Raw genomic sequence first — 26,325 nt, forward strand, 5'->3', positions numbered from 1 at the left:
TACATCACCCGCCCCGGGCAGTGGAACCCGGCGCCCACCCGACGCGACAACCGGGCCGCTGGCCTGCCCACCATCAGCTCCGGAAAGCAAAAGGCCCACCGACTCCGTCGGCGGACCCTCGCGAAAGATCGAGGTTAGGGGGATGGCCGGCAGCGACCAGCCCGTCTCGCAGTGCTTCGTACCACACTGACCTGAGTTGATAGCCACCGCCGTACTGCTGCCCGATGCCATGAATCCCAGCGATTGTTGCCATACCGGCAGCCTGGGCGCTGGCCTGTAGGGGCGCCTGCGGGGCAAGCCAACCGGTTGAAAAGTCGGTGCGTAGAGTCGGTTGCGCCGTGTTCCACTCATGGTTTCGGCCGCGCGGCGCCGTGACGATAAGGCCCCTCTCCGCCTGCATGACAGGTTCTCGTACGCACCCGTCACGTCCCCCTTACAGACTACTCTCGCTGTTACGTGTCCAGTGGATTGTGTAGCGGGTGGTGTTACGGGTTGGGTAGGGTGAGTCTTGCTGCTGGCTCAGGTGTGACGCGGGTGGCGTGTGTGGCGCTGCCCCCTGGACCATCTTGATCATTTCCCCGACCGCCGCCGCTGGCTGGTTGGCTTGTTTCTGGAGCTGCTGATGTCTGCCCGTTCCGGTGTCTTTGATGCGTCCGCCGCTGGGTCCGGGGTGGAGGGGGCTGGTGGTGGCGTCGGAGGTGCTGGTGCTGCTGAGGCGCGCGCCGCTGTGCCGATGTCGGTGTCGGTTGAGGTGCCGGAAGTGCTGGGGGTTTCCCAGGCCCGGAACCGGCTGTATGAGCTGGTGGACGCCGCGCGGGACGACGGCCGGGTGACGGTGGTGGTCAAACGTGATGGGACCACGCACCGTACCTACCGGGCGGCGCTGATTCCGGTGCACCGGCTGGACGATTCCGGGCGGGCGCGGCTTGCGGGGTGGCCGTCGTGGGCGCGGACGGCGGCCCGGCCGAAGCTCGGTGACCGGGTGATGGACGCGGTCGGCCGGCCCGGGACGGCGGGGGTGCCGCAGGTGCTCCTTGACCGTACGACCCCGCTTGCGGTGCTGGTGGATGCCGCGCTGGTCCCGCCCGGCGGCACACCGGTCGCCATTCCCGCCGAGGGCGCGCTCGCACCGGCCGCAGCATGGACGGACGCCGCGCATCTTGCGCCCTCTGAGGGGTCAGTCATGTCCCTGGGACCCGAGGCCGCGGCCCCCGACGGGCTCGAGGATTCCCGTCCGGTGGCTGCTTCGGTGCCGGCCGCATCCGCAGAGATGCCCGTCGTGCCGGTCCCCGGCGGCGGTGCCGACGTCGTCGAGGCGGGTCACGCTGCCGTCGGGGCCGGTCGGGGCGCCGTGGCGGAGCCGGCCGACGTCGCTGCTGCTGTTCAGGAAGCCGTCGTCGGCCGGGGGGCGGGCGGTGTGGCGGCCTCAGCGCGTACGGCCGCGCCTGTTCCGGTGGTTGGTGGTGGTGGTCGTCGGTTGCATGGTCTGGGGGAGGTGGCCGGGCTGGCTCTGACGGAGGCTGTCGCTCCTGCGGTCGTGTCGGGGTTCGGGTTCGGTCTGCGGGCTCTGGACGGGGTGTTGGGGAGTCTGCCGGTGGGGGTGTTGACGGTGGTGGCGGCGGAGCCGTACGCAGGCGGGTCGCTCCTGGCCGTTCATGCTGCCCGGCATACCGCGCTCGCCCACGGCCTGCCGGTGCTGTATGCGGCGTCGGGGTTGTCGCGGACGGATGTGGCGATGCGGGTGGTCGCGGCGGAGGGCGGGCTGGACTATCGGCGGCTGCGTACCGGTGATCTGACCGCGGACGAGCAGCAGGCTGCGGCCGTGGTTCAGGCCCGGCTGGCCGCGGCTGATCTGCACGTCGACGACGGCACTGGTCTGACCGCGGAGTTGATCGCGGAGACTGCTCCGTACGTCGACGGTCTGGCGCTGGTGGTCGTCGACCGTTTCCAGCAGGCGGCCGATCCGTTCGTTCCGTTGTCCGGGCCGGCTCTGCCTGAGGCGGCCCGGGTGCTGGCGCATCTGGCCCGTAGCCGGAACGTGCCGGTGGTGGCCGTGCTGGACACCACCGATGCCGAGGTCCTGGCCGCGCTGGATGCTGCGTACCTCACGCTGACCCTGACCCGTACCGACACCGACGTCCAAGTTGCTGTGGCCGAACGTGACTTCGGCGAGCTGGTCAGTGTGCCGCTGCGCGCCGACCTCGCCTCGGCCCGGTTCGCCGACGTGCCCGTGCGCCCGCGGGATGTGAAGGCCGCGTACGTGTTCGGCGGCGTGGAGGGCGAGCAGGTCACCGCCGGTCTCGCCGACGCGGTGCGCCCCTACCTCGAGCCGGGCCTGCGCGAGCAGCTGCCGGAGGCTTTGCGGGAGGTGCTGCCCGGCCTGGTCGACCACTTCGACGCGAAGCGTGCCGGCGATGAGTGGACGGGCTCCTGCCTGTCCTCCTCCCAGGCCGCCGTGTACGCGGCCTTCACGCGTGACCCGTCGCTTCCTCACGCCGGGCCGGTGGAGCGCCTTGAGCATGCCCTTGAGGCCTTCTGCGGGCATGCCGCCGCTCACGGTTACCGTCCGCTCGGGGAGGACCGGCAGGCCCCTGCGGGCCCGGATGACACGGTCCGCGCCGCTCTGGAAGCCCATGCTGGGGACCAGGAGCCGGACGACGTGCACACCGTGCTGTCCGCCGCCTTCGAGGACACCTCTGCTCCCGGCTCGCTGTCCGGTACGGCCACCCCGGCCGCGGCCGAGTCGGTGCCGCCGGCCGCCGGGGCCGCCCCGGGCGTGGCCCTGCAGCCGGCCGCCGCAGGCCAGGAAGCGCCCGCGGCACCCGATGCCGGCGTGGGGGAGGGGTTCGCGGCTGCGGAGGTCGAACTCCTCGATGCCGCGCTGCCGTTCACCTCCGGCGCCCGGCATGGGCTGTCCGCCCGCCTGAACGGCGTGCTCGCCGCGCTGCGCGAGGCCTCCACGACCCCTGGCCGCGCGGGTGAACTGCCGGGCCTGCGCGAGATCCTGGACGGCTTGGCCGCGCGCCGCCCTCCGGTGCCGTCCACACCGGAGGGCGTACGCCTCGGTGCGGCCCTGGCCGCGTTCACCGCCACTCGCCGAACCGCCCCCACCACCGTCCCGGCCCCGGTGGCGTCTGCCGCGCTGCAGCAGGCACCCGTCCCGGGCACGCCTCAGGCGGGCCCCACCCCGGCCGGGACGCCGGACCTTGCCATCGCGGAGGCCGAACTCCTCGCCGCCGCCGGGCCGTTCCTGACCGGCAACGAGCACCGTTCGGCGCTGTCGGTCCATGGGCAGCACGTCCTGGCCCACCTGCGTGACGCTCTTGCCGCCGGCCACGTCCACCTCCTGCCCGCCGCCCGGGCCCGTGCCGCCGAGCTCGGAGCCCGCCGGCTGCGCCTGCCCCAGGAGCCCGCTGCCGAGCGGCTGCGCACCGCCCTGACCGCCTACCGTGTGGCCGCGACAGCGGCTGGGATCACCCCGTCCGCGCTCCCGGCTCCCGCACCGGCTGGTGTTACGGGTCCGGCCCGACCCGTAACGCCGGTCCCGGTTGCGCCGGCGGCGTCGCTGGCGGTCACCGAGCCTGCTTCCGCCGCCGCGCCCATGGCGGACGCCGAGGCCGCCGGTGCCGCGCCCGGTGCCGTCGAGGAGGTCCAGGCGGCCGATCCGGCCCGCAGGGTGGTGGAGGGGGTGGTCATGGAGGCGCCGTCGGCCTCGTTTAGCGACGACACGCCTCCGCCCGAGGGCACCCCGGGCACCGGTGGCCGCAACTACACCTTTTTCCTCAACAAGATCCGTGACGCCGTCGAGCAGGCCCTCGGTGAGGCGAACGGTGACGTCGACGCCGCGATCGCCGCCCTGAAGAAGAAGGCCGTGCCGGACTCCATGGCCTTGTTCAAACTCACCCGGGTCGGCGCTAATTACGTCCACACCGTTTACCCGCCCGCTCTGGATTTCCTCTCAAAGCCCGGACAAGGTGAGTCCGACGGCGTTTGGGAAGGCCGCCAGAAATGGCGCAACGCCCCCCTCTACGAGGCCATCAGGAAGGGGGAGCGCGACCCGCTGGACGTGTTCGGTCTGGACATCAACGCGGCCTACCTGTCCGCGTTCAAGACGCACCTGCCCATCGGCGCGCTCAAGCACGACCCCACCGGCGGCTTCGACCGCCGCAAGGCCGGGATCCACCGCGTCGACCACTTCAACTGGCCACACGCCGACCTGCCCAGCCCGATCGGCAACCGGATCGAGCCCGGCCCCTACCTCCTGGACGAGGCCACCGTCCGCCTCCTGATCCGCTGTTCCGAGCTCGGCCTCAGTGAGCCGCCCCGGATCCTGGAATCGTGGACCTCCGGCGCATCCGAGGCTCTCCTGGAGAAATTCCGCCGCGTCCTGCAGCAGGCCCGCCAAACAGCGATCGACACCGGGGACCCGGTCACGGGAGAATACGTCAAGGCCATGTACTCCCGTTTCACCTCCACGATCGGTGAATCGGGAAAGAACCGTGAACTCCGCCGACCCGAGTGGGTCCACACGATCCGATCCCAGGCGTTCGCAAGCCTGTGGCTGAGAGGATGGAAAGCCCACCAGGCGGGCCTTATTCTGGTCCAGGTATCCGGCGTCGACGAACTCCATGTCGCCGGAGGCGACTGGAAAACAGTCTGGGAAGAGGGACGCAAGCCCACCCAGATGAAGGTGAAGCGCCTGTACACCCTCGGGGGGAATTAACCGATGCCGTACGACAACAGCGGCTGGCGCAACTTCGGCACGTACGGCGCCAACCGCTCCGCCGAGAACGTCCGCGGCGGCAAAGCCCTCGGCCGCGCCATGGAAGACGCCCTGGCCCGCATGATCCTCGAAGGCGGCATCAAGTCCCCCGTCACCTCCGCCCGCGGCCTTCGGGCCCGACTGAACTACCTCAACAGCGAGGCCGGCCACCAGGCCCTGCGCGACGCCGGGGTCACCGTTCGCCCCCGCGCCCTGAAAAACTGGTTCGCCGGCACCCAGCACCCCAACGCGGCCAACCTCGAGCTCGTGGACACCGCGTACTGGAACCTGCGCACCCAGCGAGTCCTGCGCAACCCCAGCGCCTTCAAGCAGCACCTGAACAACCAGGGCAGGGGCACCGCGGTGGAGATCCACCCCATCGACCAGTCCCTGGTCGACGAACACGCCGTACGCCGCAACCTCATGGGTGAGCAGGCCATCCGGACCCTGCCCGCGGTGCGCTACATCTGGGACGAGGCGGTCGACGCCAGAGAATCCGGCGACGAGGGGAAGCTCGAGGAGATCTGGGACGACATCATCAGCGAACTCGACTCCGACTGGGGCGCCTACACCTTCGTCTCCTACGTCGGCTGTCGATCTTCTATGTAGTTACGACGTGAGAGCGCTGCTGACCTGCTGTGCTTAGAGTTCAGAGATGATGTTGTGATCTTGACTGGTATGGCATCTGAACTGCTGTGGTTCATCAGGTGCGTTGCTGGATGGCAGGCTGACTGGGCATCTCACCTGTGATGCTGTGAATAGACGGAAGATGTCGTAACTAGACAGATAGTTTCTTGGCTTGGGTGCCAGATGTGACCGCGTCGTAGTTGATCTTCAGGTTGTGGGCGCCCTCTGTCCTCGTCGTCCCGTCGCCCGTGTTACGGCGTGGAGCGGGCGCGCTCTCGACGGATGTGCCCAGGCGCGCGTCGGTCGTACCGCCGTGCTTGGCGTAGAAGTTCAGCATGGCGGTGGTCGCGGGCCTGCCGCTGCGGGCGGAGCTGAGTTTCCGCGTCTCACGAGGCAGGTCGGTGCTCTACGCAGGCGCGCGCCCCGGATGCTCGGGGTGGCGGCTGAGCCTCCCAGCTGAGTGAGAGCCCTGGCCGGGCTCAGGGAGTTTCCGGCGTCGGCGCTGGGAGGGTACGGAGTGATCCTGCGACAGGGCAGATGTTTGTCACGGCGTGTCAGCTGCTGTGGCCATTGCTGCTGTTGTGGTAAGTATGACGGCCGAAGAGGGGGCGTAGCGCGTTGTGGTCAGGGACATTCGCTCCCGGACGGCGCTGGGGCGTTGACGGCACAGGAGTCAGCGGTACGTGAGGCGGCCTGTGGGCCGCTTGGCCGGGGCCCGGCCACCGATTGCGCGTGCGCGTGGCGCCGGCGGAGCGCTGCAGCAGGCTGGGGGGCGTGTGATGAGCGAAATGAGACTGTGGGACGACAATCCCACGGGTGTGGACCTGCTGGGCTTCGCATCCATCGTCGACACGGTGGTGACCACGCTCGAGATCCCGTACCTGGACCCTGTGACGATCGGGATCGCCGCGCCCTGGGGCGGCGGGAAGTCGACGGTTTTGCGACTTTTGCACAAGGAGCTGGACGGGCAAGACGGTTACCGGGTGATCCGTCTCGATCCCTGGGAGTTCGACGACCAGTTCGATGTGCGTGGCGGCGTGATCGGTGAAGTCCTGCAGGATCTTCTGACGGCCTACAAGGCGCAGGACGGCCTGCCGGACAGGATCAATGGGCTTCTTGAACGGGTGAGCTGGTCACGCGTTGCGGTCAGCCTGTCCAAGGGATCACTGGTCGCTCAGTCCGCAGACCTGGTCGAGGCCCTCACACCCCGCTCGAAGAGCGATCCCAGGAGCCTGGCGGGTTTCCGGAAGGAGTTCGCCAGTCTGCTCAAGGACCTGACACAGCTCAAGCGCCTGGTCGTGCTCGTCGACGACCTGGACCGCTGTTTGCCCGACGCGGTGATGGCCACGCTGGAGGCCATCAAGCTCTTCCTGTCGGTGGAGAAGGTCGCGTTCGTCCTGGCGGCGGACCAGGACATGGTGCGCGAGTCGATCGCAGCGAGCCTGGACGCCACGGGCCGGAGCGAGCGGTTCGCCCACCGCTACCTGGAGAAGATCGTCCAGGTGCCGCTGTCGCTGCCGCGGATCGGCGCCGACGAGGCAGCCACTTTCATCACGCTGCTGCTCTCGGCCCACGAGTGCTCGCCGGAGCACTACACACGACTGGTCGAGCACGCCCAGCAGCGGCGTGCCGCGGGGCAGTCCCCGGTCCTGTCGGACCTGCAGAATCTTCCGTGGCAGCCCGACGTGGCCTCGCTCGCCCTGGCCGACCGGCTGGCCACCGGCCTGTCGGCCGACCGGTCCGGAAGCCCACGCAGCATCAAACGCTTCCTCAACGCGTTCGCCCTGCGGACCCGGATCGCCGAGAGCCAGGGCATCAGCATCGACCCCTCGGTGATCGTCAAGCTCATGCTGCTGGAAGACAGCCCGGGCAAGGACTTCGAAACCCTCGTCAAACTCCAGGACGCCGCCCGCAGTGAACTCCTCGCGCACTGGCAGGCCTGGGGGAAGGGGGAACGCGACGACAGACCGGACCAGGTCAGTGAGGCGAGCAGGCACTGGGCCGCGTCCGAACCCGATCTCACCACGGCCCCGATCGGCCCCTATCTCAGCCTGGCCGCCTCCCTGGTGAGCCTCACCGCGGCCGCCTCCCTCACCCAGGAGCAGGTCACCTGGGTCTCCCACCTCGCCGGCCAGTCGGAGCCGCACCGGCGCACGGCGCAGCAAGAGGTGACGGCCCGCCCGGTCACGGAGCAGCAGGCCGTCGTCGAGGCCCTGCTGGAGCGCGGCCGCCGGGAACAGCAGAGCGAGCCGCTCGTGGAGTCCCTCCTGTACATCGCGAACGCCACCGAGGATCTGCGCCGCCGCATCGCCGACGGCCTGTGGGACATGCGCAGCAACCTCACTCCCGCCTCCGCCCTGGACATCGCCGACAGCGACAGCGGGGAACTGCGCGACCTGGCGGCACGCCTGGCAGAGGCGACGGACATCGACCCGATGGTGAGGGAAGCGGCCAAGCTGGAACAGGAGGGACCCTGATGGGCACTTCGGGCTCCTACGGAGGCAGCGGCTCCGCCGAGTGGAGCGCGGCCCATGACGCTTTCGACGCCCTGCCCGCCACCGGAACGGGATCCGCCAACTCCCCGGACACCACAGACCTGCCCGACAGTCAGCAGCAGCTCCTCGACGACGTTGTGCAGGCGTTGGCCAACGCGCTGAACAAGGACGACGCGGACCACGGCACGGTGCCCGCCGGAGGCTATCCGCTCTCCGCCCTGATCGCCCCGGCCCGTGGCAGCGGCGGCGGGGGAGGAGGGGCCGGGGGAGCGGCAGGCCCGGGCCGTGTCGGCGGCGGATCGCAGCGCCAGGTACTCAAGGGTTCCTCGCGCGGTGCCGCGGCCCTCGCGGGCGCTTACGCCCTGCGCAACGGCGATGCCGCGCAACTGCGTGAACTCGGCCTGGACTTCACCGAGCTGAACAGCCTGCCACGGCGCACCCAGATCTCCCGCATCCTGCAGGCCGTCCTCGGCGACGCCGGACACCCCGACGAGGCGGCCCTGCGCAGAGCCACCGTCAAGCACGTCAAAGACGTCCTCCTCGCCACCGAGCCGCCCACCCCGGAAGACAGCCTGCGCGGCCTCGTCGCCGAATGGATCTACGAACTCGGCCTGGTCGAGCTCCAGTCCCAAAAAGCCAGCGACAACCTCACCCCGGAGGAGGCTGTCCGCAAACAGGGCTGGCTGCGGTCCTGGCTGCAGCGCAAAGTACGCCACATCTCTGTGCCCGACACGCGACGCATGACCGTCAAGGAATTCACCGCCACAGCAGCGAGAGTGACGAGGGAGGCACTGCGCATTCTGCGCGCAGGACGCTCATGACGACCGCCTACGAAGTACTGCCGCACGACGGACAGCAGCACGAGCCCTCCGCCACCGCCCTGCACTGGCCCCGCACCCGCACCCACAGCCCCACACCGGCCGTCACCTGCACACTCGGCTGGGACCTCGATCTCCTGGGCCCCGCACCGGCAGCCGCCGCCGACCTCGTCCGCATCGCCGCCTCCGCCTACCTCGCCGACCGCAGCATCCGCCGTCCCCTCACCACCTTCACGCGCACCATCGACCTCACCGTCCACACCGTCGCCCCCGACCCCTGGAACGCTGCGTCCGGCCGGCTCGCCGAAGAACTGCTGTCCTGGCTCACCGGCGACGCCTGGCACCTGCACGCCGTACCCGCCGCCCCCGGCGACCACCGCCCGGCACCCGTGCCCGACGCCGACGACGTGATGCTCCTCAGCGGCGGACTCGACTCCCTGTGCGGCGCCGCGGACCATCTCGGGGACACGGCAGAGCGCATCCACCTCAGCCACTACGACGGCAGCACCGTCATCCGCCACGCCCAGCAGCAGACCAGTGCCTGGCTCAACGACCGTGCGCGGCAGCCGCTGCGCCACCTCAGCGTGAAGCTCTGCCAGACCCATTCCGCCGCGGAATCCTCCTCACGCAGCCGCAGCCTGCTGTTCGCCGCCTTGGCCTCAGCAGTCGCCGCCGGCGCTTCGAGCCCGCAGGTGACCGTCCCCGAGAACGGCTTCACCAGCATCAACCCGCCCCTGACCGCCGCCCGGGGCGGTGCCCTGTCCACCCGCTCGACCCACCCGGGTACGTTCGCCCGAATCAACGAGCTCCTGGCGAGCCTGGACATCCCCGTGACGGTGGCCAACCCCTACGCCTACCTCACCAAGGGACAGCTCCTGGCGCGAGCCTTGGACCGTGCGGGCCAGTCCCTGCTGCAGGCTGGGGCGGGAACTCTCTCGTGCAGCAAACTCGATGGCAACTGGTACTCCGGCGGGGACCCCACCCTCAACTGCGGCCTGTGCCTGGCCTGCCTGGTCCGCAGGGGATCATTCACCGCGGGCCCCCACCACGACGCAACCACCTACCTCGTTGATCACCTCACTGGCAGCGCGCGCCAGCTGCTGCTGGACCACCGGCGCAAGGACGTCCACGACGTACGGCAGGCCATCGTCCGCGGCATCGACGACACCGACATCCTCGCCGTCGGTGAACTTCCCCCCGACACCGACCTCGACGCCGTCGTGGACCTGTGCCAACGAGGCCTGCAGGAGTTGAACGATGTCCCCCTTCCCTGACGAACTGCCACCGCTCGACTGCCACGCCCACATCGCACCCGATGTGACCCCCGCGCAGATCGACGCCCTGCACGGAGCCGTCGTCTTCGCCGTCACCCGCACCCCGGCCGAAGCACACCGCGCCTGCCGACGCCGTGACGCGCGCCTGATGTGGGGATCCGGCGTACACCCCGGCGTACCCGAAGCGCTCGACGCCTTCGACCTGCAGCAGTTCCGTGCCACCCTGCGGCACAGCTGCCTCATCGGGGAAGTCGGCCTCGACCGCCGAGGCAACCTCGAGCGGCAACGCACCGTACTCGCCCAGATCCTTGAGGCCGCTCACGACCAGCCCGTTCTGCTGTCGCTGCACAGCACCGGACGCACTGGCCCCCTCCTCGACCTGCTGACCGACCAGCCGCACCCCGGAATGATCCTGCACTGGTTCCTCGGCAGCCCCACCGAGCGGCGACACGCCATCGACCTGGGCGCCTACTTCTCTGTCAACGCCGCCATGCCCGACGACATCCTGACCTCCCTGCCCCTGACACGTCTGCTGCCGGAGACCGACTTCCCGGCCAGCCGACGTACCACCGGCGCATCACGCCCCGGCCACATCGACCGGCTCGAACAACGGCTCGCCGAACTCCGCGGCATGACACCAGAACAGGTCAGACGACGCTTCTGGCAGAACCTGCGCGAACTGACCACCCGTACACACGTCCTGGACAGGCTTCCCGAACACGTCGCGGACTGGGCTCTGGAAGCCTGACACGCAGCCCTGCGGAAGCCACCGGCGTCACTCACCCCGGCTGACACGCTCCACGACCCGGGGATCACTGCGCACGGGCTCCGGCAGCACACAGTCGTGCAGACCGCGGGCCGCAAGAACCTGCTCGACCGTCAGCCCCCGCGCGTCGGACAGGTCCGCTCGCACCAGATCGGCATCCGCCAGGTCCGCACCGTCGAGTCGCGCCCGACACAGAACGGCGCCCTTGAGCGTCGTCCCCCTGAGAAGAGCACCCCGCAGGTCAGCTCCCGGCAGGCGGGCCTTCGCGAGATGACGCCCCGCGAGATCGACCGGCGGCCAGGAACCTCCTCGACGCCGTGAACCAGGTGCGGTGAGCGCCCGCAGCGCCTCCTGAACCATCTCGTCGGGTTCCCCCGGAAGCTGTACGGACGCCAGACCGCGCGGCGCACCGGCAGGCTGTGTATGGCGGCGCACGAATGCATTCAGCACCCGCGCGGCATGCCTTCCCTGGTCAGGGGCGTCCTGGACGATCTGTTCCAGTGCCAGAACACCTCCGATGCACACATACGGCTCATCCGAACTCAGCCGCTCCAGCGCCTTCGTGAAACGGTCCGTCACCTGCCCGCGACGGCTCAGCCGGTAGGACCGGGCGGTATAGATCAGGGCGATGCCGGCACCGACGCCCGCAACGGCCTGCACCACGGCCAGCCGGAACTGCCCCACCGCCGCAGACCGGGCCGCGGCGTCCATCAACGGCCAGTCCTGCCCGGCCAGCCAGCGTGCCAGGCGCCAGCTCAGCGGAGTGAACATCAGGGCCAGCACCCCCGCCAGCCCGGCCACCCCCAGCACAGCCATCACGGCCGACCACACCTTCTTCAACCCCATGCCCCGGTTTCTATCGCGCCCACCCCCTCGGCGGCGACTGTAAGCGGCGTACGGGATACAGGAGGCGGCCACCACCTTGCCCGTGCCGCTACTCCATGGTGCCCTTGGCGTAGTTCCTCCAGAAGGCCTACAGCGCTGGCGAGTTCGAGTCGGTGGAGGCGCCCGTGACGTCAAGGCTGACGATAGCCGGGCCTGCTCGCTCCTCCTACCGGAAGATCTGCCGCCGCACGGCGGGTTCGTGACTTTCCCACCGCCGGGGTGTGAACACCAGTGACCCCTGGCCGCCGCGCCTCCCGAGCGGGCAAGAGGACAGGAAGAGACGCGATGAGTTACCACCACATCCCCGCTGCCGCCGCGCCTCCCGGGCATCGGCGAGAGGCAACCGCAGGCGGTGGGCGGGCACTTCGTTGATGGCGATCTTCGTCCTGCAGCCCCACACCCTGCAGGTCCGCGACGCTCAGGGCCAGGCCGAGATACCGATACCCGATGCCGTCGAGACCCGGTGCGACGCGCAGGCGGACTGCAGCTCACCACGACGTCCACTCTTCACTCCCGTGCCCCGGCGCACCCCGAGCTGCGGCTGCCCGATGAGGCACTGATGACCTGGTTCCCGGACACGAGCCGCCTCTGCGACGGCTCCCGGTCGTCGGAGCCCACATGGCAGCGCGATGTCGCCGCCACCGGAGACGTCGTGATCATCACCGGGCCGATGGCCGACGCGGACTGCGTCGGCCCCGTGACGGTGCGGCGCAGTACCGCGGGCAGACAGCGCGAAGCGCAAAGGGGCGGAATGGAAGGCGGTCGGCGTTGTCAGTGGTGCCTGAGACAGTGATGGGGTGGACAGCCAGACAGAGCGAATCTTCGAGGATGCGGTCAGGACCGGCCGCAGGAACGCCGTCACCGTGGAGATGGCCCGCCGCCACTGTCTGAACATGACGTTCACCGAGTGCGGTGGCCAGGGAATGGCCGAGGCGGCCACCGGCCTGCCGATCAACACGCGGCAGGTGGGCTGCCTCGTGGCGCACGGCGGTGCCAGCGGGAACCTGGACTGGATTGCCGGCGAGTTCTACGAACAGCACTGCGTGGGGTGCGTTCACCGCCGTCCCACGGGCGATGTGCCGAACCTCGCCACGGTCATGGACGAACGCAGGGAAGCCGCGGCCAGAGCAGAGGAAGCCGAGCGAGCCGCAACCGTACGACGGCACCACGCGTGGGAGCAGCGCGCCGAGCACCGCCGGGGTGCGCAGGCGTCATCGGACACAGCGATGGCCGGTGCGCTGGACGATATCGGTGTCCTGGACCAGGAGCCCGGTACGGAACGGGACAAGGCGGCCTGTGACGGCGCGCTGCGTCGGCTGACCGCGCTGGCGGAGCGGGCGCCGGAGACCTTCACCACCGAGGTGATCGAGCTGGCCCTGGGGCTGGTGGCCGACGTGCGCGTCTCACCGTTGTTGACGCCGCTGCGGCACGTGGCCCGCTCCCGCGGCGAGTTCGCGGCGGATGTCCTGATGGCGGCCCTGAACACCTTGCGGCGCGGCCCGGTCGAGGAGGCCGGCCGCTGCGTGGCTGACCTGCTGACTCCTGACGACGACGGCCGGCTCGATGAGGCGGCGGTGCGGTCCTTGGTGTATCTCGCTGAGCCGCGAAGCCGACGTCTGGGGTCCTATGAAGGCGGAACCGGGGACGCCAGCGGTCTTCGGGTGGCAGCGGGAGCGTCCCCCCGCGCCGTCGCCGCGGCACTGACCGGCATGCTGCCCGCCCCCCGGCCGTCCGCGTCGCTGGCGGTGCCTGCCGGAGTGCGGCCTGTACCCCGGACACGACGAGAGGCCGAGACCGACCGGCGCGCAGCCGCAGCCGCCGTACGGGCCCTGGCGTTCACGCACCCGGACGTGGCGGGCGCGCTCGTGCCAGCGATGCTGCTGAATCTGGGCGTCGACGGTGACCACCACAACGACCCCGCGCCGGTGGGCACCCTCCAGCAAGCCCTTGCCGCCCTGCTCGTCCTGGAGGTGGGGGATGTGCCCGCCCAGCTCGAGCGGACCGGCAGCACAGCCGGAGACAACCTGCGCCAGCGCCTGTTCGGGGTCCTGGAACAGGCCGGCCGCCTCATCGACCCCGAGGACCGGTTTCGTACCTCGAGCGATCCCCAGCCCGGAGAGGGCCGGCAGCAGGCCGTCTTCGAGGAACTGCTCTCCACGTGCCTGGCCCGCGTCGGGGGAGACTGGGGCGACGACGTACGCGTCCAGGCCGCGACCCTGGCCGAGCAACTGACCCGAGCCCACCCCGCTTGGGCCGGCCCGCACCTGCCTGCCCTCCTGGGCACGGTCCTGACCGCCATCGACATGCTGGAGTCGGCGGACAGCGTACCCGCCCCGCTCCTGGCCACCCCCGAAACACTCCCGCCACAGCTGCGGTTCCTCGAACGGGAGGCCCACCTGCAGTCCTTCGCGTCCGGCATTGTCAGGCTCCTGGACGCGTTGGAACACCTCGCCGCCCTCGACGCGGTAGCCGTGTGCGCCGCGGTCATCGACACCATCACCGACGAACGCGACAGCCGGCGCAGACAGGTCATCGTGCCGCGTCTGCTGCCCCTGCTGGGAACGCTCGGACGGCGTCACGGCGACCATCCCGGCCTGCTCCGGATGATTCTCCCGCTGCTGCACACCTACCTCGTCGACGCCGATATCGCCTCCCGGTCGGCCGCGCTGAGCGCCTGGGCCCACATCGGCGGCGCCCACCGGCTGCCCTGCAGCGTCTCCGACCTCCTGCCGGCCCTGCTCAACGACCCCTACATCGGTGTCATCGACGGCGTGCTCGACACCGCCCTCCGCCTGGAGTGGAGCACCCAGGACACGCATCTTCTGCTGCGCTACGCCCTGCTGGTCTGCGCGCAGGTCGACAGCGACCGGTTCCCGAACACCGTCACGAAGGCCATGGCGGCCGCTTCCCGTCTCTCCCGCGGCGACGAAGCCCTCCGGGCCCTCACCGAACAGCAGATCCTCAAGCGCGCCGCCGACCTCGACCGCTACCACCTGCGCGATGCCCTGAGCCGCGACTGGCTGCCGCAGACCACGGCCACCTCGGCCATGGCGAAGCTGCGCCTGCGCCAGGTACACGACCCGCACATCAACGACCGGTTCAACGCCCACGACAACGAGGAACTGTGCGCGCTGCTGGAGTGCGGCCCGGGCCTGGCAGGCCTGCCGGTGCAGGATCTGCGGGAGGCCGCCCTCGAACTCGGGCCGCACGGGGTGTTCGGTGCGGCCGAATATGCCGAAGTCGCCTGGCGGGCAGCCCGCCCGGCAGATGCCGCCGCCCTCATGAACGCCGTCCTCGAGGCGACACCGGACGAGCCCGCCTTCACCGTCCACCGGGCGCTGGCCGCGCTGATCTCCGCCGCGGCCGCGTTCGACGCCGCCGCCGCGGCCGGGGGAGACACGCGGGAGGCCGCCCGCGCGCTGACCCACGCCGCCCACCCCCTCGACGCAGACAGCGACGCCCACGCTCTGACCGAGCAGGCCCATCTCCGGGTCACGCTCCGCAGCCTTCTCACCGGCCACGAACCGGCACCGGCAGACGGCACCAGCCAGCACGACACGGACCGGCGACCCGGCGACGTAGGCGGCGACCCGGCCGACGCACTGCGGGCCCGCGCAGCCCAACTCCGTGCCGCCGCAGACACCCTCAGGAACCAGGCCCAGGAAGCGACGGCGACCGCCGCCTACGTGCGGTCCTTCGCCGGACTGTGCGAGGTGGCCTCCTTCCTGGTCCTGCTCGATGCGGCCGAACTCGACGCCGACACCGCCCAGATGGCCGCGCTGGTCACCGCAGCCCGCCGACGCGCCACCGCCACCGCCGCCGACCTTCACAAGCGCTTCACGGACACCGATCCGCTGGCCGGTCCGCTGCTGGCCGCCCTACGGCAGGCACAGGCCCTCACCGGTGCCAGCGGAGTGGCAGGCCTCCTCACCCGCTTCGCCGCGTTGCCCCTGCCCCTGGTGATCGCCCGAGGCCGACGCCGCACACCGCTTCGCTCCGGCACGGCGGACACCGACACTGACGCCCAGGGCGCCGAGGACCAGCCGGTCGCCGCCGTCGTCCTGGCCAGCGTCGACGGACGCCTCATCACCGGCCCGCAGATCCTGCGCCCCTCCACGGTCTACGAACTCCGCCTCGACGTCCGCACCGGCCCCTGGCCCGATTGGGCCCAGAGCCTCGAAGCCGACCTCCTCGGCCACTTCACCCCCGCCGAGGCGGAAACCCCCACCTATTTGTGGCCGCGCCCGCCACGCCCCGAGGATCCAGTGACACTGAGCGCCACCGGCACGCTCATCCTCCGCTTCGCCCTGCCCGCCGGCAGACCTGCCCCGCCGTTCTCGGTCAACCTGCGCTGGCGCGGCACCAAGGACGGGAAGCCTTTTACCCAGAGTCTCGACGCCGCTGGGCACCGCGAGATCCGCTTGCGGCCCTTCGACGCCTCACGTGACTTCCTGACCAGCTTCCCCGTCTTCGACGAACGCCTGCTCGCCCTCTACGAAAGCCTCCACCGCGCCGGTTACGACGAGGACCAGCTCCAGGCCTTCTGCCGCCTGTTCACCGCCATCTGCCGCACCGGACTCACCATGACCTGGAATAAGCAGTACAAACGCGGTAGTCACGTGACCGAACGCAAGTTCCATGATGATCTGTACAAGGAACTGCAGGCAGAGCCGGAACTCGGCGGGCGCCTGGAACGGGGCAGCCCGCTCGCCCTCGGATACCTCGACGTCCGGCACGACGGCATCACCGCCGAACTGAAGGTCGAGCGCACCACCCCGGTCACTCAAGAGCGCGCCCCCAAGTACATGGGCCAGCCCACCCAGTACGCAGCCGCCGACGGCACACGCCTGTCGATCCTGTGCATCCTGGACATGAGCCGCAAGACCTCACCCGTCGGCGTGCCGGAGAACTACCTCTTCACCCTCCAGCCCGCGCTCCACGGCCTGACCAACCCACAGGCGCCGTCCCTGGTCGCAGCCATCGTCGTCAACGGCAACCTGCCGACCCCCAGTTCATGGTCACGCCGCAGAACACCCACCCTGCCTGCATCACCGCCGCCGTGAACCGGCTTGACTGCCAGGATGTCGGAAGCGGCACTGGCTGCACGATCGGGATTGAACCGCCTGAACAGGTGGACCGGACGCAACTGCCGCCGACCGGCAGCGGATCTGCTGGTCCGCTCGCCGGGAACTTGGGATTCCGGGGCCTCCGCCTGGACCGCATCGGAGTGCGAAACGGACGCGAAGGACCTGCACGACGACCGTGCGCTGACCGCGATCACGACAGCTCCCGCCATCCCAAAGTCACTCAGAAGCCCCGCGCGTGGCTGTCGCCGGCAACGGGCTGACTGTGCCGCCAACGGGAGAGCCGAAAAGATCCCTCGGTTACCTGAGCGTCGATACCCAGAAAACAAGCCACATTCGACGCCTGTGGAGCGGCCGTCCGGCATTCCCGTCACCGTGACAGCGGCCTACCTGACCCCCCAGGCGCGGATGCAGAAACGAGCGAAGGCGGCCAGAGCAGCACCAACGCGCGGTGACCGCACACGAATGCGCCCGCCGGGGACACGGTCTGCCGGTGCGGCGATCTCGGCCGGATCGGCTCGGCCCGGCCGGGAAGCTGTCGCATTCCGGCCCCGGCAACGGCATGCCGGTCTACCGTGAGGCGGGTGAAGGCTGAGGCAGGAGAGCTCGTCCCGGTGGGCTTGATGGGCCGCTACGGTATGCCGATGGACCGGTTCCACGGACGCCCGATGGACGCGGTCACGTGGGACGACGATAGTTTCGTGCACAGCGATCCCGGCTGCCGCGCCTCGGCTGATGCCGGATTCGGGGAGACCCATCGTGTCCGCTTCGGCGCGTTCTTCGCGGCACGTATGTGTGGTTGTTGTCGTGTCGAGCCTGTGGCTGCCGACGCGGGTCTCGCGGACACCGTCTTCGACCTGGTGAACCTCTGCGAGGCTGTCGAGGAAGAGGACGAAGAGGCTGAAAACCGTGAAGATCCGGACTACATACCGAACTTCCTGAGATCGAACTTCAACCCGGATCACTGGCGCTACCTGCAGTTTCACCTGTCGGAGGTTTCCAACAGCCTGCGGGCGCACCCTTGGCTGCTCAGCTGGGCGCAACCCACGCTGTCACGCATCGAGGCCTGCACAGAACTTCGATGTGAGGAACAGCGGACCCTCATCGACACCACGATGGTGGAGAGAGCCGCTGTTGCCCTGCAGCAGTGCGAGCAGTCCACCACGCAGCTGGCGCGAGCCTGGCGGTGGTGGCGGCAAAGGGAGGACTGGCGCGTCCACGCCAGTCCGGACTACGCCCAATACGATCTGAACGCGCGCCAGCGGCCTCGGACTTCAGACAGCTCCAAACCCAGCGCGGCGACCCTCGAGATCAGCGTGCGGCTTCCGCCCAGGGGAACCGACGAGGAGGGTTTCACCATGGTGGAAACCTTGTCGTTGTGGGAGATCGCCGCGATCGCCGCCTACAAGACCAACGCTGACTGGGCCGGAAGTGTCGTCACCCTGGCCGCTCCGCCCGTCGTCGCTCAGGAACTCCTGCGTCCCGCCCGGGGTCTCGACGTCACCCCCCTCCTGCCCGGCACGGGCAGGGTGCCGCCGCCCGCAGCACCGCGAGGCAGTCGCCAGAATTGAAAACAAAGGCTCTATTGCGAAGGGTGGTTGCCGCGTGCCGGCCGGATGCCGGTGACCGGTGGGCCCGGCGGGGCGTTGGTAGTGCGGCGGCGACGTGTCGCCGGGGGCGAGGCTCGGTTCGAGGCGTAGGCGCGCAGGCCGCCGAGCTTCTCCTTGAGATCGAGGAGACGGTAGCCGGGCAGGACCGTACGGATCTGTTCGGGCAACCCTCCAGCAGCTGCCGCCAGCCCGGCCCCACCGCGTGTATCCGCGCGGGGATCTGGACCGGGTGCGCGGCAGCGGAGTCTTCGGGCATTCCCCCATCCTCGCGCACAGCGCGTCCCTGCAGGCCGTGCCCGTGTGCGTGGCGCCTCGTCGCTGACCCGGACGGGGCGGCCGGGTGGCTGAGCCCCGACGTACGCAACGCCGAGACGCCGCGCCGTCCGAGGATGTGGACAGGAACGTCGCCGGGGGCGATCCGTGGACAGGCGGGGGGCTGGGGCACGCAGCCTGTCCACGGCCTGGGTCTTACGCGCGGCCGCCCAGAGTCCAGCCTCCCGGGGCGGGAAACAGCTCGGTGGTGATCATCTGGCCCAGTTTCCAGGGCAGGCAGGAGCGTTTGTCGAGCGTTGCCTCCAGTGTTTGTTCGGTGTGCGGAGCGTGCACGGGCAGACGCCGGTGGCGGCCGCGGGTCGGCCGCTCCGCCGTAGTCGAGGTCTGGCGGGTTCGCCGTGGCTTGGGCAGGAGCGGATGCTGGCCGGCCCAGATCTCGACCACGTCCAGGCCCTCGGCCGGGATGGCCCACTCCTCAAGGAGCAGTCCGACTTGCTCCAGCCAGGCGTGGTCCTCGTCCGGGGTCAGGGTGCGGCGCAGGCGCCGCCGTTCCCGCGCGGCCAGCATCTGGGCCAGGTGGACCGCCTCCGGGTAGAACACCAGCGGCGCGACGCGCAGCTCGTCGCGCCCGCCGCGTCCCAGTGCGCGTCTGCGGGCCTGCCACACCGGCGCGTTGAGGGCGGAGACGTTCCACCAGCACGAGACGATGGCGTAGGCGTCCGCGAACATCGCGCGGCCGCCCGCGCCCAGGCGCCGCTCCAACTGCAGCCGCAGCCGATGGGCAGTGACGACCTCGGGCAGTGCGGTCAGGGGGAGGGCGGCCGTCCCGGGTTCGCGGCGGTTGTCCAGCCAGCGGCCGTGGCGGGCGCACACCTGCCAGGTCGCATCACCGGCCAGGTAGGCGTCCAGGCTGGTGCCCTTGGTGCGGGCGCACAGCTCGCACACCCGCACCAGGAAGCAATCGTCCGTGTCCCAGGGCCAGTCCCACACCGGCGGCCCGTCCACCGGCAGCAGCCGGTGGCTGCGCAGGTTCGGCAGCGCGCGCTGCAGCTCGGCGACCCGGCGGCCGGCCATGACGGCGAGCCGCTCCAGCGCGGCCGGGTTCAGATACCCGTCGCCGTAGCGCGGGTCGCTCGGGCACCCGCCCTGGCGCAGCGGGGTTCCGAACATGAGCCAGAACTCCTCGTCCGGGATGCCGCCGTTGAGGTCCGCCAGGCGGCGCGTGTAGGAGCCGGTCGACTCTCCACCGATGAACGGCATCACCGACCGCCCCAGCCGCTTCGCCGGACGCCAGGCCTTCGTCCGGCGCGGCCGGGCCCCGCGGGCACGTGGAATACGGGCCGCTGTCACAATCACACACCTCCGACGTCACCTGCCCTCAGCGGGCGCCGCTCTTCACCGCCGGTTTGCACCGAGCGCGACGGCCGTGGCCGCCGGCAGCAGACAGGCGAAGTCAGCGAAGCAACAGCCCCGTCTGCCCGGCTACTTCTCTACGGCCTCCGGCTGCCGCACGCAGTGCGTTCGGCCCCCGCGTCCCGCACCGGACGCGTCTTTGGCTGAAACCTGTCGATGTCCTGCCCGGAGCGGCGGGTCCGCCGGGTACATTCCCGCGCGATCTGAGGGCTCGGCCCAGGAGCGGCCCGGCCCGGCACGAGGCGGCGCCTTGGCAGCTGGGTGAGGAGAGGGCATGGAGTTACGCGACCATCAGATCGAGGCGCTCGCCGCGATCGAGGCTGCCGTGGCCGCCGGCGAACAGCGCATGACCGTGGTGGCCGCCTGCGGCACCGGCAAGACCCTGATCGCCCAGCAGGCCGCGCAGCGCCTGGCCCACCAGGGCGCCGTGCTGGTGCTGATGCCGACGAAAGCCCTGGTGACGCAGACCATCAGACGCTGGCGCGAAGCCGGCCGGGCCGGGCTCGCGCTTGGCGTCTGCTCCCTGCGCCAGCGGGAGAGCGGACTGTCCCCCGGCGAGGCGGTGATGACCCGTCACCCCCGGGCGATCGCCCGCGCGATGCGCGTCGGCGGCCCGGTCACCGTGTTCGCCACCTACGGCTCGCTGCACCACATCCAGCGTGCCCACGAACAGCACGGCCTGCCGCCCTGGGACCTGGTGATCGCCGACGAGGCCCACCGCACCTGCTCCGCCTTCGGAGACGGCTGGGGCACCGTCCACGACGACAGCGCGATCCCCGCCAAGACCCGCCTCTACATGACCGCCACGCCCAGGATCTGGGGCGCCCCGGCCCAGCCCGAGCTGCTGCCGTTCATGGAACGCATCCCGCTGGCCACCATGGACCACCGCGAGATCTTCGGCCCGACCGTGTTCGAGCTGGGCATGGCCGAGGCCATCGAGCGCGGCATCCTGGCCGACTACCAGGTCATCATGCCCATCGTCGACGACAGCGACCTCCACGCCATCCTCGCCGCCCGCCGCCCCGCCACCAGCGCCCACCACAACGGGCTGCGCAACGCCGCCGTCCAGGTCGCCCTGCTGCGGGCGATCGCCGAACACCGGCTGCGCCGCGTCCTGGTCTTCCACAACCGCGTCGCCCTCGCACAGGCCTTCGCCACCTGGCTGCCGGCCACCGCCCTGGAGGTCGGTGAGGAACTGCGCATCGAGAACCTGTGGGCGCAGGCGATCCACGGCCAACAGTCAGGCGACTGGCGCCGCGACCTGCTGGACGACTTCGCCGACCCGGACCGGGACTGCGCGGTGCTGTCCAACGTGCGGGTGCTGAACGAGGGCGTCGACATGCCCGACGTCGACGCCGTGGTCTTCGCCGACCCGCGCTACAGCACCATCGACGCCATCCAGGCCGTCGGCCGCGGCCTGCGCCAGCCCCCCGGCGCGGGGAAGAAGACCACCCTGATCTTCCCGGTCTACCTCCACCCCGGCACCGACACCGCCGACCTGCTGCACAGCTCCGCGTTCGCGAACCTGCTCACCCTCCTGCAGGCGCTGCGCGCCCACGACAGATCGTTCATGGACCGCATCGCACTGCCCGCCCGCTCGCGCTCCACCATCTCGGCGCGGCGGGCCGTCTTCTACGCCCATCCCGAGCGCGCCGCTCAACTGGCCCGCGCCCTCGGCCTGGAGATCACCCTGCCAGCCATCGGCACCTGGGACCAGGCCCTCGCCTCCGCCACCCGCTACCGCACCAGCTTCGGGCATCTGGACGTCCCCGCCGACTACACCGACCCGGACGGCTTCGCCCTGGGCGAGTGCGTGCACAACCTGCGGCTGCGCCACTTCCTGGACCGCCTGCCGGCCGAACACCAACAGGCCCTGGACGCGCTCGGCCTGCCCTGGACCGTGCCGGCGCAGACCTTCGACTCCATGCTGGAGCACGCCCGTACCTGGGCGGCCGAGCACGGTCACCTCGCCGTCCCCGTCAAGGCCGACATCGGCGGCCACCGGCTGGGCACCTGGCTGGCCACCCAGCGCCGCAAGGCCGCCGCCGGCCGGCTGCCCGACGCCCACCAGCAGGCACTCGCCGCCCTCGACCCGCACTGGAACGTGCCCTGGATGGACTGGAAGCGCAAGTACGCCCGCGCCAAGGCCCTTGCCCAGACCGCCGGCTGGCGGTCCACCTCGCGCTCCTCCAAGGACACGAGCCGGGAGGACCGCATCACCATGAACTGGATCTACAAACAGCGGCTGAAGTTCTTCCGCCTGGACGAAGCCCAGCAGGACCTGCTGCTCCAGCTGGGCATCCCGCCCCTGCCCGACGGCGTCTACTACGACAGCTACCACGACCCCGAACGCCACCGCTTCTACGAGGGATTGGGGCACCTCGGCGCGTTCCTGGCCCGCGAAGGCCATATCGACGTTCCCCGCCGCCACCAGGAACCGTGGTGGTGGGGCAACGGCGGCATGCAGTCAAAGATGTTCCCGCTGGGGGAGTGGATCCACCAGTGCCGCAAGCACCCCGAGGTGCTCACCGAAGAGCAGCGCCGCGCCCTGGAAGCGCTGCGCATGGTCTGGGACCCCAGCCTGGGACGCCGCAAGCGCCCCCAACCGCCCCGCTAGCCACAGTCAGCCGCAGCCACGCCCAGGCGACCACGGCCCGTCGCACGCCCCCACCGCCGCCGCTCCCTGCCGCCCTCGAGCGGCGGGGGCGGGCTGCGGCGGTGGGGCGGGAGCAGGTCACAAGGGCACGACACCACCGAGCGGGATCGAGTGCAACAGCTCCGGGGTGATGCGCTCCTGCTTGGAGCGGATGGCCTCCTGCGCCGCCTGGCAGATCAGATGCGACAGCATCCGCATGTTGCCGCGGCTGCGGGTGTGCAGATCCTGCGACAGCTCCAGCAGGTCGCCGCGGGTGTGCCGGTACAGCCGCAAGTTCTTGTCGAACCGGTCGACGATGACGGCGAACGTGCGGGTCTCCTCGTCGCTGAAGCCGATCCGGCTGGTGCGCAGCAGCGGGTGATCGCCCCACGGCTGCTCGTTCGGTTCCAGGGGCGTCTCGTTGTCCCGAGTGAGCGGGTCGACGATGGAGCGTGCGCCGCGCCCGCAGTAGATGAACGTGGCACCAGTCTCCTCGCTGATCATGTCCAGGTACTGGAACGCCAGTTCCGCCTCCACCGCGGTGCGCAGCCGCTCGATGCCGTCGATGAGGACGAGCAGGGTGCGGGCCCTGCGCATCGTACGGATGACAGACTCGGTGGGATCTCCGCTCTCGCGTGCCTGGCCCAGAAAGCGAGCGAAGGCGCCCGCCCAGTTGCGGATGCCGCGCGCCGTCGGCGGCACGTTCAACGTGATCACCGGGATGCGGTTCTCGTCCGGCCCGTACAGCTTGGCAAGCTTCTGTTCCCAGTGCACGCCGATCCACCGCAGCAGGGCGCTTTTGCCGGTGCCGCGCGGGCCTTCCACGATGATCCCGACCTTGCCGCCCTCACGCTGCCGGTTGGCGGACACCTGCGTGGCCACCACCTTCAAGGCTTCGGTGATCGCCGGCGTGACCACGATGTTCATGTGCCCGTGGTAGAGCAGCCGCGGGTCGTGTTCGGTGACCTTCGTGCCCTCGGGTGCGCAGTCGGCCAGGTCCGGCGGCTTGGCCAGCCGGGCGGCCAGCGCCCGCCAGGCATAGCAGTCCTCGGGCCACAAAGGGGCCGGCGGGGCCAGGAACATCGGCTCCGGTTCGCTCATGCGGGCCAGCAGCAGTTCTTCGCCGGCCTTGTCCGCCTCCATCACGAAGTTCCCTTCCCGCTCTTTGCCCAGCCGGCGATCCCGGCCCGCCGGGGGTGCCCAGATCGCCTGGCACGAGGCTCACGCCACGCCGTCACCATCGTCGTCACCGTCCTCCTCGTCGGTGGTGTGCGTCTGGCGGATGTCGGCGATGATCCGCCGGTAGCGGGCGGCCCGGTCCTCACCGCCCTCATCAGCCTTCCCACCGGCCGGGGCGTTTTCCCAGGCGGCGAGCGAGGCGTCCGGGGCCACCGGACCGCTGTCCCAGTCGATGACCGCCTGCGCCTGGCCGGCCGCGTACAGGCCGACGTCGTCCAGCGCCAGCGAATCCCCGTCCCACTCCGACTCCGCGTCCAGCCGGTCCCCAAGCGACTCCGCGTCCAGGCCCAGCAGTTGAGAGCGGTCCAGCGGGGCGCGCCCCGCATACGGGTCGAACGCTGCAGCTGGCGCCGGCGGCGGCACGGGCGTGTAGCCGTCGGGCAGCTGTACCCGTGCGGCCCGGTCCGGGCCCTCGGCGGCGCGCTCCAGCAGTTCGGCGAGCGCCTGCGCGATGGCCTCCTCGTCGATGATCCGGCCACCCCGCTCGAGATGCTGGGAGGCGGCGATGTCCCACAAAAACTGCGTGAACGGCTGCCCGACCAGGTGCTGGTGCACCCACGTCGCCTCCACCCACTCGTTGGTGTCATGGTTACGCAGCCACACCCTCGACAGGTCGTTGGGCGTGTACCGAAGCTCCCACCGGCCTTTTCTCCTGCCCCGCAGCCCGGAGCGGACTCCGCGGCAGGGGTTGAGCCCCTTCTTCGGATCGCGCTCGAGGTTGTCGTAGGTGCGGTTCTTGAACCGGATGCCCTGCTTGCTCACCCCCACCCAGGCGGTCGGCAGCAGCCGCAGATAGTCGTCGCGGGTCAGCGGGATCGGCAGATAACCGTCGACGGCCACGCAGGCGGCGTACATCTGGTTCGGCGTCAGCTCGGGCAGGTAGGCGTCGTAGGGGTCGGCGAGCTCGGGATGCGGCGTGTTCTGCCACTCCAGCGCGATCCACTGCTGGAGCATGTCGTCGAGTTCGGCCAGCGTCCACAGCCGCTCCCCGTCCACGGTCCGCCGCACCCGCACCGGATCGTTGCCGGTGTAGGTGTTCACGTGCTGGCTGAACTTCGATTTCACGGTTCCGAAGGTGCGCTCCACGATCGACTTGTCCTGGCCCGTGCGTTTGCGCGCCGGCCGCACCGAGATGCCCAGGTACTCGCATGCGTCGAAGAAGGTCCGCCCGGCGAACACCGTGCCGTGGTCGATGACGATCAGATCCGGGATGATCACCGGCCGGGCCGCGGCCTGCGCGAACCGGGCATCGACAGCAACCAGTTCCTCGAACGGCAGGTCGGAGGCGCTGGCGTGGACTGCCGCGTCGAACCCGGGCCGCATCGGTACCGGCACCAGGGCCTGGGCCAGCAGCTCGCAGGCATCCACCGCCTTCGTCGCCCGGCCCTTTCGCCGCGGCGCTCCCACCAGACCGCCCTGGCCGCCCTTGCGGCGTTTGCCCCGCCGCCCGGACTGCTTGGGCCGCACCACCGCGGCGATGATGCTGCGGGTCGCCACACACACCGCGCAGGTCAGTTCCACCCGGGCCGGCTGACCGTCATCGCCCAGCACCCAGATGTCCAGATCGGTCGAGTCGATCTGCACCAGCTCACCCGGCATCGTCGCCGACGTCACCGAAAACGGCGGCACCGAACCCGGGCCCGCCAGACGGCGACCGCCCCGGCCGCCCAGGTCTCGGGCATCGATGCCCAGCCGCTGCAGCAGTTTGTACAGCGTCGGCTCGGCCGGCACCTTGACCGACTCCCCGTGCGCGGCGCGCACCGTCCGCCGCAACTGCTTGAACAGTTTGCGTGCGTCGCTCGGTGTATCCATGCGCCGCCGCTGCCGGTCCACCAGCATCAGCAGCTGGTCCACCACCCGCGCATCGGTCAGCCCGTACAGCCGCCGCTGCTTGGTGCTGCGCCCGTCCACCAGCGCCACCACGGTGCGCTTCTTGCGGTACGCCAGCCGCTTGGCCTGCACCGTCTGCCAGGACACCGACCAGCCCAGCACCGCATGCAACTCCGCCGCCTTGGCCTGGTAGCGCTCGATGAACGTGGTGGTGTCCGGGTCGTACATCGGCCGCGGCCGCGCCCCCGCAGCCGCGTCGGGCGGCAGCCCGGTGTCGACCTCGATGACCGCCCGCCACCACGCCTGCGCCGCTTCCGCCGCAGCGCCGGGGACGCCCTCCAGGGCAGCGAAGTCGGGCAGCTCGGCCTGGACGACGGGCTGCCCCGCCTCGTCCAGGACCGCGAAGTCCACGGCGGCGGCCAGCACCGCCAACGGCACCGACACCGGGGTCTGGTCACCGCCGACGGGGGCCAGATACACCGTCACCCCGTCCATGCCCGCCACTACGTACACGCTGCCGCGACAGCGCACCCGGTCACCGCGCACCAGCACCCCGCGCGGCGCACGCCGCACCACCAGCGACGCCCGCTCCACCACGGACGCGCTCACGGGCG

Annotated in this window: 14 protein-coding genes; 9 read left to right on the forward strand and 5 right to left on the reverse strand. The window is 70.5% G+C overall.

Annotated elements, in window-relative coordinates; translation table 11 throughout:
- Positions 1–760 precede the first annotated feature (760 nt).
- The 6 genes from ACLZN2_RS23395 to ACLZN2_RS23420 all read left to right on the forward strand — a co-directional run bounded on the left by ACLZN2_RS23395 (position 761) and on the right by ACLZN2_RS23420 (position 10,724).
- Positions 761–4,723: a DnaB-like helicase C-terminal domain-containing protein gene (locus ACLZN2_RS23395; protein ID WP_416980954.1), complete on the forward strand. Its 3,963-nt coding sequence runs from the start codon at positions 761–763 to the stop codon at positions 4,721–4,723.
- Between the two features lie 3 nt (positions 4,724–4,726).
- On the forward strand, positions 4,727–5,371 hold the full coding sequence (locus ACLZN2_RS23400) for a hypothetical protein (RefSeq protein ID WP_416980955.1): 645 nt from the start codon (positions 4,727–4,729) through the stop codon (positions 5,369–5,371).
- A 797-nt stretch (positions 5,372–6,168) separates the two neighbouring features.
- Positions 6,169–7,866, forward strand: a complete 1,698-nt coding sequence (locus tag ACLZN2_RS23405; RefSeq protein ID WP_416980956.1) for a KAP family P-loop NTPase fold protein — start codon at positions 6,169–6,171, stop codon at positions 7,864–7,866.
- Positions 7,866–8,705: a hypothetical protein gene (locus ACLZN2_RS23410; protein WP_286246767.1), complete on the forward strand. Its 840-nt coding sequence runs from the start codon at positions 7,866–7,868 to the stop codon at positions 8,703–8,705. The genes ACLZN2_RS23405 and ACLZN2_RS23410 overlap by 1 nt, the downstream gene beginning before the upstream one ends.
- Positions 8,702–9,976, forward strand: coding sequence for a hypothetical protein (locus ACLZN2_RS23415; protein WP_416980957.1), 1,275 nt, complete (start codon positions 8,702–8,704; stop codon positions 9,974–9,976). The genes ACLZN2_RS23410 and ACLZN2_RS23415 overlap by 4 nt, the downstream gene beginning before the upstream one ends.
- A complete protein-coding gene (locus tag ACLZN2_RS23420; protein WP_286246765.1) occupies positions 9,960–10,724 on the forward strand; it encodes a TatD family hydrolase in 765 nt (254 codons plus the stop codon). The genes ACLZN2_RS23415 and ACLZN2_RS23420 overlap by 17 nt, the downstream gene beginning before the upstream one ends.
- A gap of 27 nt (positions 10,725–10,751) precedes the next feature.
- Here the strand turns inward: ACLZN2_RS23420 and ACLZN2_RS23425 are convergent, their stop codons facing one another.
- The gene (locus ACLZN2_RS23425) at positions 10,752–11,588 is read right to left on the reverse strand and encodes a pentapeptide repeat-containing protein (RefSeq protein ID WP_416980958.1); all 837 of its coding nucleotides are present in this window, start codon (positions 11,586–11,588) and stop codon (positions 10,752–10,754) included.
- An 836-nt stretch (positions 11,589–12,424) separates the two neighbouring features.
- On the opposite strand from ACLZN2_RS23425, the gene ACLZN2_RS23430 reads away from it, so the two are divergent.
- Positions 12,425–16,690: a hypothetical protein gene (locus tag ACLZN2_RS23430; protein ID WP_416980959.1), complete on the forward strand. Its 4,266-nt coding sequence runs from the start codon at positions 12,425–12,427 to the stop codon at positions 16,688–16,690.
- A 605-nt stretch (positions 16,691–17,295) separates the two neighbouring features.
- Positions 17,296–18,282 carry a hypothetical protein gene (locus ACLZN2_RS23435; protein WP_416980960.1) on the forward strand — a complete coding sequence of 329 codons (987 nt, stop codon included), beginning with the start codon at positions 17,296–17,298 and terminating at the stop codon, positions 18,280–18,282.
- A gap of 11 nt (positions 18,283–18,293) precedes the next feature.
- Here ACLZN2_RS23435 and ACLZN2_RS23440 read toward each other — a convergent pair whose 3' ends face one another.
- Both ACLZN2_RS23440 and ACLZN2_RS23445 read right to left on the reverse strand, forming a co-directional pair.
- Positions 18,294–18,488 carry a hypothetical protein gene (locus tag ACLZN2_RS23440; protein ID WP_416980961.1) on the reverse strand — a complete coding sequence of 65 codons (195 nt, stop codon included), beginning with the start codon at positions 18,486–18,488 and terminating at the stop codon, positions 18,294–18,296.
- A gap of 301 nt (positions 18,489–18,789) precedes the next feature.
- On the reverse strand, positions 18,790–19,944 hold the full coding sequence (locus ACLZN2_RS23445) for a hypothetical protein (RefSeq protein WP_416980962.1): 1,155 nt from the start codon (positions 19,942–19,944) through the stop codon (positions 18,790–18,792).
- Between the two features lie 337 nt (positions 19,945–20,281).
- On the opposite strand from ACLZN2_RS23445, the gene ACLZN2_RS23450 reads away from it, so the two are divergent.
- Positions 20,282–22,624 carry a Helicase associated domain protein gene (locus ACLZN2_RS23450; protein ID WP_416980963.1) on the forward strand — a complete coding sequence of 781 codons (2,343 nt, stop codon included), beginning with the start codon at positions 20,282–20,284 and terminating at the stop codon, positions 22,622–22,624.
- A 117-nt stretch (positions 22,625–22,741) separates the two neighbouring features.
- Here ACLZN2_RS23450 and ACLZN2_RS23455 read toward each other — a convergent pair whose 3' ends face one another.
- Both ACLZN2_RS23455 and ACLZN2_RS23460 read right to left on the reverse strand, forming a co-directional pair.
- Positions 22,742–23,785, reverse strand: coding sequence for an AAA family ATPase (locus ACLZN2_RS23455; protein WP_416980964.1), 1,044 nt, complete (start codon positions 23,783–23,785; stop codon positions 22,742–22,744).
- A gap of 78 nt (positions 23,786–23,863) precedes the next feature.
- Positions 23,864–26,320, reverse strand: coding sequence for a hypothetical protein (locus tag ACLZN2_RS23460; protein WP_416980965.1), 2,457 nt, complete (start codon positions 26,318–26,320; stop codon positions 23,864–23,866).
- Positions 26,321–26,325 lie beyond the last annotated feature (5 nt).

It is taken from the genome of Streptomyces sp. T028, from assembly GCF_048159505.1.
GTDB lineage: Bacteria > Actinomycetota > Actinomycetes > Streptomycetales > Streptomycetaceae > Streptomyces.